This window comes from Janthinobacterium sp. RA13, from assembly GCF_000745325.1.
In the GTDB taxonomy this organism is placed as follows: domain Bacteria; phylum Pseudomonadota; class Gammaproteobacteria; order Burkholderiales; family Burkholderiaceae_D; genus Janthinobacterium; species Janthinobacterium rivuli.
In genome coordinates, this window is record NZ_JQNP01000001.1 from 4,147,232 (window position 1) to 4,160,994 (window position 13,763).

Genomic DNA, 13,763 nt, shown 5'->3' on the forward strand with positions numbered 1-13,763 from the left:
TGACCCGGCATCCATGACCGCCACCAATATAACGAAGATAACGACGACGAGGACGACATGCTCCATCTCCCAGGCTTGACCTTTGACCACGGCGACGACATCGCCTCGCTGCGTGAAGCGATCCAACAATTCGCCGCCGCCGAAATCGCGCCGCGCGCGGCCGACATCGACCGCACGGACCAGTTCCCCATGGACCTGTGGCGCAAGATGGGCGACATGGGTTTACTCGGCATTACCGTCAGCGAAGAGTACGGCGGCGCCGGCATGGGTTACCTGGCGCACATCATTGCCATGGAAGAAATCTCGCGCGCCTCGGCGTCCGTCGGCTTGTCCTACGGCGCCCACTCGAACCTGTGCGTGAACCAGATCAAGCGCAACGGCACGGCCGAACAAAAAGCCAAGTATTTGCCAAAGCTCATCACGGGCGAGCACATCGGCGCGCTGGCCATGTCGGAACCGAACGCGGGCTCGGACGTCGTCAGCATGAAGCTGCGCGCCGACTTCAAGGGCGACCGCTGGGTCTTGAACGGCACCAAGATGTGGATCACCAACGGCCCCGACGCGGACGTGCTGGTGGTGTACGCGAAAAACGACCTGGAAGCGGGTCCGCGCGGCATGACGGCGTTCCTGATCGAAAAGAATTTCAAGGGTTTCTCCATCGCGCAAAAGCTCGACAAGCTGGGCATGCGCGGCTCGCACACGGGCGAACTGGTGTTCCAGGATTGCGAAGTGCCGGCCGAAAACGTGCTGGGCGGCCTGGGCAAGGGCGTCAACGTGCTGATGTCGGGCCTCGATTTCGAGCGCACCGTGCTGTCCGGCGGCCCGCTGGGCATCATGCAGGCTTGCATGGACCTGGTCGTGCCCTACGTGCATGACCGCAAGCAATTCGGCCAGGCCATCGGCGAATTCCAGTTGATGCAGGGCAAGCTGGCCGATATGTATTCGACCATGATGGCCTGCAAGGCCTATGTCTACGCCGTGGGCCAGGCCTGCGACCGCGCCACCACGCCGGAAGCCGTGCGCCAGTTGCGCAAGGATGCGGCCGGCGCCATTCTGTATAGTGCAGAGAAAGCGACCTGGATGGCGGGTGAAGCGATCCAGGCCCTGGGCGGCAACGGCTACATCAACGAGTATCCGGCCGGGCGCCTGTGGCGCGATGCCAAGCTGTATGAAATCGGCGCCGGGACCAGCGAAATCCGCCGCATGCTGATAGGCCGCGAACTGTTTGCGGAAACCAAGTAAGCACGGGCGCGCGACGATCGACTGGGTGATGAGCCATTCATGCGAGCACAACTATGACGCACATTGCCTTCCCCAAATTGCTCTCTTCCCAGATTGCATTCGATATCGCGCGCACCATCCGCGACGGCTTCGACAAGCATTATCGTTTGTTCCGCGCAACCAGCCAGCAAGCCAAGCAGTATTTCGAGCAAGGCGCCTGGAGCGCGGCGCAGACGGCAGCCCGCGAACGCATCGACTTTTATGACAAGCGCGTGCAGGAATGCGTGCAGATGCTCGAAGATGAGTACGAAGAGTCGGAGTTGAGCGACGAAGTGTGGCGCGAACTGAAGCTGCACTACATCGGCATGCTGACGGAACACAAGCAGCCGGAACTGGCGGAAACCTTCTTCAATTCCGTCTGCTGCAACATCCTGCACCGCACGTATTTCAATAACGACTATATTTTCGTGCGCCCCGTCGTGTCCACGGAATACATCGAAACGCAGGATCCAATCCCCACCTACCGCGTGTATTACCCGGGCAAGGATGGCTTGCGCCATACCCTGCAAGGCATGGTGACGGACTTCCAGCTGGACTGCGCCTTTGCCAACCTCGAGCGTGACGTGGCCCAGGTGGAAGCGCGGCTGCAGCAGCTGTTCGGCGGCGAGCGGATCGAACCGAACCACCAGATCCAGGTCCTGACCAGCTTGTTTTACCGCAACAAGGGCGCCTATCTGGTCGGCAAGGGCATCAACGGCAACCGCGAATATCCGTTCGTCGTGCCCATCCTGCACAACCGGCACGGCAAGCTGGTGCTCGACACGGTGCTGTTCGAGCAACAGCAAATCGCCGTGCTGTTTTCATTTACGCGCGCCTATTTCCTGGTCGATATGGAAGTGCCGTCGGCCTATGTGCAATTCCTGCGCAGCTTGCTGCCGCGCAAACCGCGCAGCGAAATCTATACGATCCTGGGCTTGCAGAAGCAGGGCAAGACCTTGTTTTACCGCGACTACCTGCAGCATTTAAAACACTCATCGGACCACTTCGAAAGCGCGCCCGGCATCCGCGGCCTCGTGATGCTGGTGTTTGCCCTGCCCTCGTTTCCGTATGTCTTCAAGGTCATCAAGGATTTTTTCCCGCCGCCCAAGGAAACCACGCGCGCGCAAGTCCAGCAAAAGTATTTGCTGGTGAAACACCACGACCGGGTGGGCCGCATGGCCGACACGCTCGAGTATTCCAACGTGGCCTTTCCCCGCGCCCGTTTTGCAGAAGAACTGCTGGCCGAGCTGAAACAGTTCGCCCCCTCGCTGATCGAAGAAGACCACGAGCAGATCATCATCCGCCACCTGTACATCGAGCGGCGCATGGTGCCGCTGAACATGTGGCTGAGCAATGCCGAGAAGGAAGGCCGCGCTGACCTGGTCGAACACGCCATCGTCGAGTACGGCAATGCCATCAAGGAACTGGTGGCGGCCAATATTTTCCCCGGCGACATGCTGTATAAAAACTTTGGCGTGACCCGTCATCAGCGCGTCGTTTTTTACGATTACGATGAAATCGAGTACATCACCGATTGCCAGTTCCGCGTCATTCCCGAGGCGCGCACGGAGGAGGAGGAAATGTCGGCCGAACCGTGGTATCCCATCGGCAAGCACGATGTGTTTCCCGAACAATTCGGCACCTTCCTGCTGGGCAATCCCCGCATCCGCAAGTATTTCATGCAGCACCATGCCGACCTGCTGACGGCGCAATATTGGCAGGCGCGCAAGCAGCGCATCGAAGACGGCCATATCGAGGACGTCTTCCCGTATCCGCAGCACCTGCGTTTTTGTATGCAGTCACCATCCCCACCTTTAACCGGAGATCCAACATGAATGATCCAGTCGTAATCGTCGGTGCCGCACGCACCCCCATGGGCGCCTTCCAGGGCGACTTTGCCAACGTCACCGCCAGCGACCTGGGCGCCGTGGCCATCCGCGCCGCCGTCGAACGGGCCGGCGTGGCGCCGGATGCCGTGGAACACGTGTATTTCGGCAATTGCCTGATGGCTGGCCAAGGCCAGGCGCCCGCGCGCCAGGCCTTGCGCAAGGCGGGCTTGCCCGATTCCACGGGCGCCGTGACCCTGTCGAAAATGTGCGGCTCGGCCATGCAGACGACCATGTTCGCGCATGACACCTTGCTCGCCGGCAGCGCCGACGTGGTGGTGGCGGGCGGCATGGAATCGATGACCAACGCTCCCTACCTGGTGCCGAAGGCGCGCGGCGGCTACCGCATCGGCCACGGCATGATCTATGACCACATGATGATGGATGGCCTGGAAGACGCCTACAGCCGCGATGAAAAGGGCAATGCCCGCTCGATGGGCACGTTTGCCGAAGAGTGCGCCAGCCAATACGCCTTCACGCGCGAAGCGCAGGATGCGTTCGCCATCGAATCCGTGAAACGCGCGCAAGCGGCCACCAAGGATGGCAGTTTTGAGTGGGAAATCGCGCCAGTCACCGTTTCCGGCCGCGGCGGCGACACCGTGGTCAGCATCGATGAAGGCCCGCAAAAAGCCCGCCTGGAAAAAATCCCGACCTTGAAGGCGGCGTTCAAGAAGGATGGCACCATCACGGCCGCCTCGTCCTCGTCGATCAACGATGGCGCGGCAGCCCTGGTGCTGATGCGCGAGTCGACGGCGAAAAAACTCGGCTGCACCGTCATCGCGAAAATCCATGGCCACGCCACGCATGCGCAGGCGCCAAACGAATTCACCACAGCCCCCATCGGCGCGGTGAAAAAGCTGTACGCCAAGACGGGCTGGAACAGCAGCAATGTGGACTTGTTCGAGATCAATGAAGCGTTCGCGGCCGTGCCGATGGCCGCCATGCACGACCTCGACATTCCGCACAGCAAGATCAACATCCACGGCGGCGCGTGCGCGCTGGGCCACCCGATCGGCGCCTCGGGCGCGCGCATCATCGTCACCCTGCTGGGCGCCTTGAAAAAAACCGGCGGCAAGCGCGGCGTGGCAGCGTTGTGCATCGGCGGCGGCGAAGCGACGGCGATGGCGATCGAACTGGTATAAGCTCTTCCTGAGCACGGGCGCGCACCGCGGTTTACGGTGTGCGCTTTCATTTTATTTTCAGGGAGAATAAATATGCCTACCGCATTGATCATCGGCGCCTCGCGCGGCATCGGCCACGAAATCGTCCGTCAATACCGCCACGATGGCTGGCGGGTGATCGCCACGGCGCGCACGCAAGACGCTTGCGACGCCCTCGCGCAACTGGGCGCGGAAGCGCACCAGCTCGACGTGACGGATGTGGAAGGCTGTGCCGGCCTGGGCTGGAAGCTCGACGATGAAAAACTCGACGTGGCCATCCTCAACGCGGGCGTGTACGGCCCCCGTCACGACGGTACCCCCACGCAAGAAGATTTCGATGCCGTCATGCACACGAACGTGCTGGCGGCCATGCGGCTGCTGCCGCTCCTGGCGCCGCTGGTCGGCAATGCCAAAGGGAAACTGGCCGTACTGTCCTCGCACATGGGCTCCTTGAGCGAGCGGGGCAATCCCAGCGGTTCGCTGTACCGCGCCAGCAAGGCGGCCTTGAATTCCGTGCTGATCGACACGTCCCTCGTGCATGGCCCGCAAGGCGTCAGCTGCGTGGCCTTCCACCCGGGCTGGGTGCGCACGGACATGGGCGGCGCCGGTGCCGATATTTCATCCGAGCAAAGCGCTGCCGGCATCCGCGCCACCCTGGCCAGCCTGCCGGCCACGGACAAGGCCGTGTTCCGCAACTACGATGGCAAGCCCATCGCTTGGTAATTCCTGCCTCCACTATAAAAATACGAGACGACGTCCCATGATACTCAATGAAGAACAAACGATGATCCAGGAAGCGCTGCGCAGTTTTTCGCGCGAGCGCCTGGCGCCCAACGCGGCCCGCTGGGACAAGGAACATCATTTCCCGAAAGAAGAATTGCAGGAACTGGCCGCGCTGGGTGCCTTTGGCGTGGCCGTGCCGGAAGCGCTCGGTGGCGCCGGCCTCGACTACGTGTCGCTGGCCCTGGTGCTGGAAGAAATTGCCGCCGGTGATGGCGGCACCTCGACCATCATTTCCGTGAATAATTGCCCCGTGTGCAGCATCGCCATGATGTACGCCAACGACGCGCAAAAGGAACAATGGCTGCGCCCGCTGGCGCAAGGCGCCATGCTCGGTGCGTTTTGCCTGACTGAACCGCACACGGGCAGCGACGCCTCGGCCCTGCGCACGACGGCCACCCGCGACGGCAATGAATACGTGCTCAACGGCACGAAGCAGTTCATTACCAGCGGCAAGTATGCGGACGTGGCCATCGTCATGGCCGTTACCGACAAGGCGGCTGGCAAGCGCGGCATCAGCGCCTTCTGGGTACCGACGAACACGCCGGGCTACATTGTGGCGGGACTGGAACAGAAGATGGGCCAGCATTCGTCGGACACGGCGCAAATCCTGTTCGACAATTGCCGCATCCCGGCGGAAAATCTGATCGGTGAAGAAGGACAAGGCTACAAGATCGCCCTGTCCGGCCTGGAAGGAGGACGCATCGGCATCGCTTCGCAAGCCGTGGGCATGGCGCGCGCCGCGTATGAAGCAGCCCTGCAGTACGCACGCGAGCGCGAAAGTTTCGGCAAACCCATCTATGAACACCAGGCCGTGCAATTCCGCCTGGCCGACATGGCCACGCAAATCGAAGCGGCGCGCCAGCTGATCCGCCACGCGGCATCGATGAAGGATGCGGGCTTGCCCTGCCTGAAGGAAGCGGCCATGGCCAAGCTGTTTGCGTCAGAAATGGCGGAAAAAGTGTGCTCGGCCGCCATCCAGGTGCACGGCGGCTATGGTTATGTGTCCGACTTCCCCGTCGAGCGCATCTACCGCGACGTGCGCGTGTGCCAGATTTATGAGGGAACCAGCGATATTCAGAAAATTCTTATCGCCAGAGCCTTGTAAAAATATCTAGAAGTAGCGGTCTCAGCGCTTTTAGAAACCGTAGCGAGCAAGCTCGATATCGGATTGAGTAACGCAGCCGTACTTCGGTACGGCGAGTAACGCCAATTCGATAGCGGGCTGCGCAGTAGGTTTATAAACGCGCCCACCAGACGAAAAAAAAGCCCGCTAGCGCGGGCTTCGTTCCAATGTATTACCAATGCTTTAATCGTGTCATGGACGCCAGTGCTATCTGCAAAGTGCCTCCTGATTTTCGGACTCCCATGCTATCTGCATGGTGACTCCAAGTGTAAAATCGACCATCGTATCCGGAATTACAAAATCCATTTCTTCGCACTGTCACGCCATCGACATTACACCTGTCGGTCGCCGCGCTGAAACTGGATGGTGAGATGATTTGCTGCCAAATCTCAATCACTGAACGGAGTATAGCACAGCATTTTGTGCGGTGCAATAAATATTTAAAATCAAGTCCTTAGCGCCAGCGGCTTGTCCTCTTGCCCGCCACGGGCCACTCTTTCGTATTCGGAAATCACTTGCGCGCCCAGCAGCAGCAGGGTGGCGCCGATTTCCAGGCTGAACATCACGACGATGGCCGTCGTCATCGAGCCATACACAACATTGACCTGCGACAAGGTGGAAAAATACCAGACCAGCACGTGACGGGCGATTTCCCACAGCAGGGCCGCCGTCACGCCGCCGATCAGCGCATGCGTGATCGATAATCTTCCCACCGGCATGACCAGGTAGATCGAACTGAGCACGAGAATTTCGCCCGCCAGCCCCAGCAGATACAGCAGCACGCCGGACACGCCTTCCAGGCCCCAGTCGTGGCGCAGGAAACGCACGCTTTCCTCGCCCATCACCTGCAAGCCGCCCGCCACCAGGGTAATCAGCAAGATGCCCACGCCCAGGCACAGGATGTAGCAATACGGCAGCACGGCGGAAATGAGGAAATGGCGGCGGCGGATGGCCACGCGGTGGATAAAGATCACGCTCATGGCGTTTTCCAGCACGGTAAACGCCAAGGAGCTGAAGAACAGCATGGTCAGCAGTAGCAGCCAGCCGATCACGCCCCGGTTGTCGAGAAAATGTGCGATCTCGCCCACGATGGCTTTCGATTGCCCCGGCACCAGCCATTCCAGGTAATGGCCTATGGTTTGCAGCAATTCGTCCTGCGCGATCACGTGCGACAGGGCCACCACCACCAGCATCAGCAGGGGCACGATGGACAGCAGCGAGTAATACGCGACGGCGCCCGCCAGCAGCAATCCCTGGTTGGCGCGAAAGCCCTTCAGCACCTGCAGCACGAAGGCCAGCGGATGGCTGAGGATGTAGGTACTGGCGTGGCGGTTGATCATGTCGGGTGCGGTGAAAAGGCGACGCGGCCTCGTGCCACGCCTGCAATCACACTAGCATACTGACAATCACCCCGCTGCACCGTACGCTAGCAGACGCCTGGCTCCAATAAGGTCAAGGTTTGCCGGTCCGCGTCCAGGGTGGCGAGGATGCCCATCGGTAGCGTGAACTGGTGGCGGATGTGGCCAAACGAATAGCCGCTGACGGCCGGCACCTTCAATGGCTGCAAATGCTGGTCCAGGGTGTCGTTCAGGGTCAACGACGTGTCGCCGTCGGCCGCCTCGCAATGCTCGAAGATGCCCAGCATCAGGGCCGCCGCCTTGTTGAACCCCACGGACAGGTCGAGCTGGCACAACATCCTGTCGATGCGGTACGGCACTTCATTGATTTCTTCGAGGAACAAAATATGCTGGCGGAAATCGGCCGCATACGGCGTGCCGGCCAGCGCGCTGACCATGCACAGATTTCCGCCCGTCAAGCGCCCCGTCGCCTGGCCGCCGTGCACGGTGCGGATGGCGAAGTTCGGCTGCGTCTGCGCACGGCGGTGGTTGTCCTGCGCCATCGGGATCGTGTACTGCTCTTGCGGCGTCATCAGCACGTTTTGCAGCTGCGTCACCGTGTACTCGGAAAACGTCGATGAAGCCACGGGGCCGTGGAAGGTCACCAGGCCCGTCTGGCTGGCGATGGCCAGGTGCAAGGCCGTGATGTCGGAATAGCCGATCAGCACTTTCGGGTTGCGCTGAATCAAGGCGTAATCGAGCAGCGCCAGCAGCGAAATGCAGCCGGAGCCGCCGCGAATGGCCCACACCGCCTTGACTTCCGGGTCGCGGAACGCCGCGTGCAGGTCGTCCAGGCGCTGCTGCACCGTGCCCGCATAGTTGCCGTGCACGGCGCGAATATTCGCGCCCAGGCTGGCGCGCAATCCCAGCGCTTCGATATTGCGCTGGGCCCTGGCGATGGCGTCTTCATCCGTAAAGCCGCCCGGTGCGATGATGGCGACCAGGTCACCCGGCTGCAGGCGCGCCGGCTTGATCAATGCGTGTGGCTGTTGCATGCGTTTGCCCTTCCCTTGCGCGGCCGCCGCCCAGGCCGGTGTGCCTGCCGCCCCGAGGGTGGCGGCCAGCAAGCCGCCGAAGTGGCGCCGGCTGAGATTGGTCTGACTGGACATGCGGCCCTTTCCTGAAATAAAAACGGCGACGCCAGGCGCCGCCGCACGAGAGTAGCATGCCGGCAAGCTTGCCGCCGGCATGGCCGCCTTACATGAACTTGTACTTCAGCTGGAAGGTGAAGGCGCGGCCACGCGCGTCGGCCACGCGCGGATCCCAGCCGGCGCCCACCACTTCATCCACGTTGTGCGCGGTGAATGGTGGATCGCGGTCGAACAGGTTCTGGATGCCCAGGGTCAAGGTGGTATTCTTGAAGCCCGTGTACGTGCCCGACAAGTTATACGTGGTGTAGCTGGACACATCGGCCTTGAAGCCCGGCGGCGGCGTGCCCTTGCCGTCATTCGGTACCTGGTCCTTGTAGCCGGAAGCAAAACTCTGGACCAGCAAGCCGCTCCAGTCGCCGCGCGACACGCTGAAGCTGGCGTTGTGTTTCCAGCGCAGGTACAAATCACGCGTGTAGAAATTGCCGACCAGCTCCTTGTATTCTTGCCCCTTGTATTCGGCAAATTTAAAACTGTCCATGTACGTGCCGTCCAGGGTGGCCGTCCATTTCGCGTCCTTGACCTTGCCTTCGCCGCGCAAGCTGACGTCCAGGCCGCGCACGCGGCTGCCGCCCGCATTGAACCAGCCCGCCTGTACGTAATCGATGGTGCCATCGGCCTTGCGGAAAATGTACTGGTTCAGCGCCTGGTAATTGGCCAGCACGACTTGCGGCGTGCGTTTCAGGAGCTGGTCCTGGGTATTGATGGCCCAGTAATCGAACGAGGCGGAATACCCCTTCACCGGTTCGATGACGATGCCGACGCTGCCCTGCTTCGACGTCTCCGGCTTCAGGTTCAGGTTGCCACCCGTCGTGTAGCTGAGACGATCGATGCTGCAATATTCCTTCACGCCAGGATTTTTGGCGCAGCCTTCCTGATCTTTCACGCCATTCGGCAATTCCTGCGTCAATACACCTGAATAGAGCTGGTCGAAACTCGGTGCCAGGAATCCCTTGCTGGCCGAGGCGCGGAACAGGATGAAGTCGGCCGGCTGGTAACGCAAGGCAATCTTCGGATTCGTGGTGGCGCCCACCTGGCTGTAATCATCACGGCGCACGGCCAGCTGCATTTCCAGGTCTTTCATGACGGGTACCAGCAACTCGGCATACACGGCCTTGACGTTGCGGCTGACATCCTTCAATGCGGCATTTCCTGGCGCCAACAGAATCAGGTTGGCATCGACATCCTGTCCGAAACTGTAGCCTTCACGGCGCAAATCAAAACCGGCGGCCATCGCCACGGCGCCAGCCGGCAGCTGGAACAGCTCACCGGAAACGGCGCCATCGATCTGGGTCAGGGTCGTCTTGCCATGCTGGAAGGCGCCACGGAACTTGGTCGACTCGATCAATTGCCTGGCCGCTTCCGTCTGGCTCTGGCCCGCGCCCACCCACGGATTGATGATGCCTGTCCCCAGTGCCGCGTACAACTTGTCCGTGTAGGAATAGCCATCCGTCAGCTTGGTCTTGGTGGTGCTTTGCGCGTAGGAAATACCGGTCTTGTAATCCCACTTGCCGAAGTTGCCTTCAAAACCCAGCAGCACGCGGGCATTGTCGGTCGTGTTTTCCTGCGTGCGGTTGCCCACGTCATTGGCGCGCCATTTGTAGGCAATCGGCTTGGTATTGTCGAACGTGGGAATATAGGCCGACAAATCCTGGTAATACGCGCCACCCACCGGATACACGGCCTTGTTGGCGATGCTGGTCTGCACCTGCATCGGCGTCAAAATCGCCGTGGCCTTGGTCCGCGAACCGAGCGCTTCGACAAACATGCGGTGGTCGGGTGCCAGCTTGAACGTGCCGCGCGACAGGAAATTGGCCCGTTCAACAGGGAATTGCAGCACATAGTCGGCACCATAGTCGTAGGCGCAGGAATACTTGGTGCGCAACGGCGACGTCACGTCTTTCCACAGTGCCGTCTGGTATTGCGACATGCCGGCGACGCTGTCGCACTTGCCCTGGAAGCTCAGGGGATTGGCTTGCAGGTATTGATTCGCATCGCCAGGCAGCTGGAACGCGGTGCCCAATGCCGTGCCGGCCCCCGCCATCTGGTTGGCAAACGGCGTGCCCGTGGTGTCAGGCGACAGGCCACGGCCCGGCTGGTAGCCATTGACGAAGGAGCGGTCGCTGCCGTTCAGACGCTGCGCCTTGTCGACGGTCAGGCTGGCCATGAGGTTGTAGCCGTCCTCTTCCAGCGAGCCCGTGCCAGCCAGGATGGAAGCGCGGCGCGTGGCGCCGCCGCCTGCCTGCGTGTCGTTAGTGGAAACGGACGCTTCCACGCCGCTGTAATTGGTTTTCAGAATGAAATTGATCACGCCGCCGATGGCGTCCGTGCCGTAGATGGCCGACGCGCCATCCTTGAGGATTTCCACGCGTGAAATGGCACCGAGCGGAATGGAATTCAAGTCGACGGCACGGCCACTGGCGCCATGCGTGGCCACGCGGCGGCCGTTCAGCAGCACCAAGGTCGCGCCCGGTCCCAGGCCGCGCAGCGAGGCGAACGAGGCGCCGCCAGCCAGGCGGTCCGCATCGGCGCCAAACACATTATTGCCCGAAGTCATGTTCTCGGCACCCGTGCCATTCGCCGACAGGGTACGCACCAGTTGCTCGGCCGTCGTGATGCCCTGCTTTTCCATCTGCTCAAAGCTGATGACTTGCACCGGCAGCGCGCCTTCCTTGGCCACACGTTTGATGCTGCTGCCCGTGACTTCGACCCGTTGCATTGCTGGTGCCGCTTCCTGTGCCATCACCGGCCCCACCACCCCCATCAATGCCACCAATTGCGCTAGCTTCTTCAATTTCACGGGTCTCTCCTTTATTTGGGCAATCGAAACTTGAGTTCTCAAGTCAGGCTGTTAGATATGTCGCAACGTCTGTCTCGCAGTACATTTTTTTATGACATTTGCGCATGACTTTATTTGTTTTCATTTTCAGAGTAGCGCGATGCATCCGGGACCAGCCAATGAAAAATGCTTTCCTAACCATAACTTTTTGGAATGAATGCCCTTTTCAGTGACATGGTCACTTGCCTGCGGGGCTACCCTTGCGCATATCGACGTCCAGATAGCGCCAGGACGTGAATTCCACAGGGTGGCGCCTGTAGTTTTTTAGCCACGGTTGCTGCAGGTCGGCAGAGATGGGATGCGTCAGCAGCACCCACGGCGTGTAGGCGTGGATCAGCTGAAACAGGTCGAAGTACAGACTGCGGCGGCGCGGCGTATCGGATAGCAGGCGCGCCTCCTCATAGCGTTTATTGTAATCGGGCAAATTGAAGCGGGCATAGTTGGCGCGGCCAACGTTGCCACCGTACAACAATTGCATAAAGTTATCGCCATCGGGGAAGTCGGCGATCCAGTTGGTCTCGAACATCTGCACCTTGCCCAGGCGCGAGGCCTTGATGATTTCCGTCTTCTTGTCGCTTTTAAATTCCACGCGCACGCCGATGGCGTTCAGGTTGCGGCGCCACAGTTCGTCGCGCAAGCGGCCCACCGTGCTCGGCTCCGTGTGCATGGTCAAAATCAAGGGCGTGCCATCGGGCTGCGTGCGGAAACCATCTTGACCCGCCTTGTAGCCGAAGCGCTCCAGCAAGGCGCGCGCCAGCACGGGATCGTAGCCGACGGGACTGCGGTAGTTCTTGTCGTAACCGAGCACATTCGGCGGCAGCGGCGACTGGGCCGGCAAGGCCAGTCCCTTTTTTAATAACGCGATGTCTTCGCGGCTGTTGTAGCTGAGGGCGATGGCGCGCCGCAGGGCCAGCTTGTCCTTGCCAGTGCCGCCCAGCACGGGGTCGTCCATATTCATCCACATGTAATACGTCTGCAGCACAGGGAAGCGCGTCAGCTGCATGCCCTTGGCGGCCAGCGCCGGTTTCAGGGCGCCGTTTTCCAGCACCATGTCCGTCATCGATTCGGGCACTTGTTCCAGGTAATCGAATTCGCCTTTCAGGAAACCCAGCATGCGCGATTGATATTCCTCAACGATGCGCACCTCGATGCGCCCGACCAGGGGCAGACGCTGGCCTTCCAGGGCGGTGGCGATGGCGCGCGCGTCCGGAGGCAAGGCGGCCAGCGCCTTGGTTTCCGTATGGAACACGGTGGGACGGAAAGTCGGATTGGCTTGCAGCACGATCTTGTCGCTGCGCTTCCATTCCTTGACCAGGAATGGCCCCGTGCCCACGGGGTGGTTGCCGATCTGCCCTGCCGCCGGGTACGCTTCGGCCACTTCGCGCGCCACCACCGCTGTCGCCGGCATGGCCAGGTAAAACAGGAAGTTCGGATCGACGCCGTTCAAGCGGATGCGCAGGGTGTATTTGTCCAGCGCCTGCAGGCCGGCGATCGGCGTGTCGTAGCTGAATTTGGCTTTCAGGACCGCATCGCCCACCAGCTTGTCTTCCAGCAAGAACAACCACGGCGACTTCAGGCTGGGGTCATACAGCCGCGTCAGGCTGTAGACATAATCCTGCGCCGTCACTTCGCGCGGCTGACCCTTGAAAGCGGGATCGGGCGTAAAGAAAATACCTGGCTGCAAGTGAAAGATATACGTGCGACCGCCGTCTTCCACGGTGGGCATGCCGCGCGCCGTATTGCCCTGCAGTTGCACCGGCCGCGCCAGGTAGTCGTAGCGCAAGAGCGGATCAAAAATGTTTTCCATCAAATTCAGGCTGGCCAGGTCGGACGCCACGGCCGGGTCCAGGCCCGTCTCGCTGGTGCTCAAAAACAAGTGCAAGGTCTTGTTCGCGCGGGCATCGGCGGCGGCGTGGGCCGCTACAGTGAACAGCGTCAGCAGGGCCAGGCCGGCGGCGCAGGCGGTTTTGCGTAAAAACATCATCAATGATCCAGTGCAGACAAGGGTAAGGAACAGCGGTAAGCGACAGGCATCCCCCACACTACGCGGGCAAGCGACGGGGCGCCAATGAAAACAGGCTGCCAGCTTATAACTTTTTGGCATGCGATTGCTGCATTCTTTCATCAACTCGTATCGGGCTGCCCCTATACTTTGTTTGCAGACATT

The 13,763-nt window shown here is 60.7% G+C and carries 9 protein-coding genes; 5 read left to right on the top strand and 4 right to left on the bottom strand.

Annotation, left to right across the window (positions count from 1 at the left end; all coding sequences use genetic code 11):
* Positions 1-57 precede the first annotated feature (57 nt).
* The 5 genes from FG13_RS18300 to FG13_RS18320 all read left to right on the top strand — a co-directional run bounded on the left by FG13_RS18300 (position 58) and on the right by FG13_RS18320 (position 6,194).
* On the top strand, positions 58-1,242 hold the full coding sequence (locus FG13_RS18300) for an isovaleryl-CoA dehydrogenase (RefSeq protein ID WP_035823159.1): 1,185 nt from the start codon (positions 58-60) through the stop codon (positions 1,240-1,242).
* A gap of 53 nt (positions 1,243-1,295) precedes the next feature.
* On the top strand, positions 1,296-3,095 hold the full coding sequence (gene aceK / locus FG13_RS18305) for a bifunctional isocitrate dehydrogenase kinase/phosphatase (protein ID WP_035823161.1): 1,800 nt from the start codon (positions 1,296-1,298) through the stop codon (positions 3,093-3,095).
* On the top strand, positions 3,092-4,288 hold the full coding sequence (locus FG13_RS18310) for an acetyl-CoA C-acyltransferase (protein WP_035823163.1): 1,197 nt from the start codon (positions 3,092-3,094) through the stop codon (positions 4,286-4,288). The genes aceK and FG13_RS18310 overlap by 4 nt, the downstream gene beginning before the upstream one ends.
* Before the next feature lie 72 nt (positions 4,289-4,360).
* Complete coding sequence (locus FG13_RS18315) at positions 4,361-5,029, top strand: SDR family oxidoreductase (RefSeq protein WP_035823165.1); 669 nt, start codon at positions 4,361-4,363, stop codon at positions 5,027-5,029.
* 37 nt (positions 5,030-5,066) lie between these two features.
* Complete coding sequence (locus FG13_RS18320) at positions 5,067-6,194, top strand: acyl-CoA dehydrogenase family protein (RefSeq protein WP_035823167.1); 1,128 nt, start codon at positions 5,067-5,069, stop codon at positions 6,192-6,194.
* Positions 6,195-6,658: 464 nt separating this feature from the next.
* Here FG13_RS18320 and FG13_RS18325 read toward each other — a convergent pair whose 3' ends face one another.
* The 4 genes from FG13_RS18325 to FG13_RS18340 form a co-directional block, all read right to left on the bottom strand.
* Positions 6,659-7,552: a YihY/virulence factor BrkB family protein gene (locus tag FG13_RS18325; RefSeq protein WP_035823169.1), complete on the bottom strand. Its 894-nt coding sequence runs from the start codon at positions 7,550-7,552 to the stop codon at positions 6,659-6,661.
* An 86-nt stretch (positions 7,553-7,638) separates the two neighbouring features.
* Positions 7,639-8,718, bottom strand: a complete 1,080-nt coding sequence (locus tag FG13_RS18330; protein ID WP_035823171.1) for a S66 peptidase family protein — start codon at positions 8,716-8,718, stop codon at positions 7,639-7,641.
* 88 nt (positions 8,719-8,806) lie between these two features.
* Positions 8,807-11,557, bottom strand: a complete 2,751-nt coding sequence (locus FG13_RS18335; protein WP_035823174.1) for a TonB-dependent receptor — start codon at positions 11,555-11,557, stop codon at positions 8,807-8,809.
* A 217-nt stretch (positions 11,558-11,774) separates the two neighbouring features.
* Positions 11,775-13,580: an ABC transporter substrate-binding protein gene (locus FG13_RS18340; protein WP_035823176.1), complete on the bottom strand. Its 1,806-nt coding sequence runs from the start codon at positions 13,578-13,580 to the stop codon at positions 11,775-11,777.
* Between the last annotated feature and the right edge of the window lie 183 nt (positions 13,581-13,763).

Excerpts from the sequence above, each read along its gene's own strand:
- FG13_RS18330 (WP_035823171.1), bottom strand. The coding sequence starts at position 8,718 with ATGTCCAGTCAGACCAATCTCAGCCGGCGCCACTTCGGCGGCTTGCTG.
- FG13_RS18320 (WP_035823167.1), top strand. The coding sequence starts at position 5,067 with ATGATACTCAATGAAGAACAAACGATGATCCAGGAAGCGCTGCGCAGT.
- FG13_RS18300 (WP_035823159.1), top strand. The coding sequence starts at position 58 with ATGCTCCATCTCCCAGGCTTGACCTTTGACCACGGCGACGACATCGCC.
- FG13_RS18325 (WP_035823169.1), bottom strand. The coding sequence starts at position 7,552 with ATGATCAACCGCCACGCCAGTACCTACATCCTCAGCCATCCGCTGGCC.
- FG13_RS18310 (WP_035823163.1), top strand. The coding sequence starts at position 3,092 with ATGAATGATCCAGTCGTAATCGTCGGTGCCGCACGCACCCCCATGGGC.
- FG13_RS18315 (WP_035823165.1), top strand. The coding sequence starts at position 4,361 with ATGCCTACCGCATTGATCATCGGCGCCTCGCGCGGCATCGGCCACGAA.
- FG13_RS18340 (WP_035823176.1), bottom strand. The coding sequence starts at position 13,580 with ATGATGTTTTTACGCAAAACCGCCTGCGCCGCCGGCCTGGCCCTGCTG.
- aceK (WP_035823161.1), top strand. The coding sequence starts at position 1,296 with ATGACGCACATTGCCTTCCCCAAATTGCTCTCTTCCCAGATTGCATTC.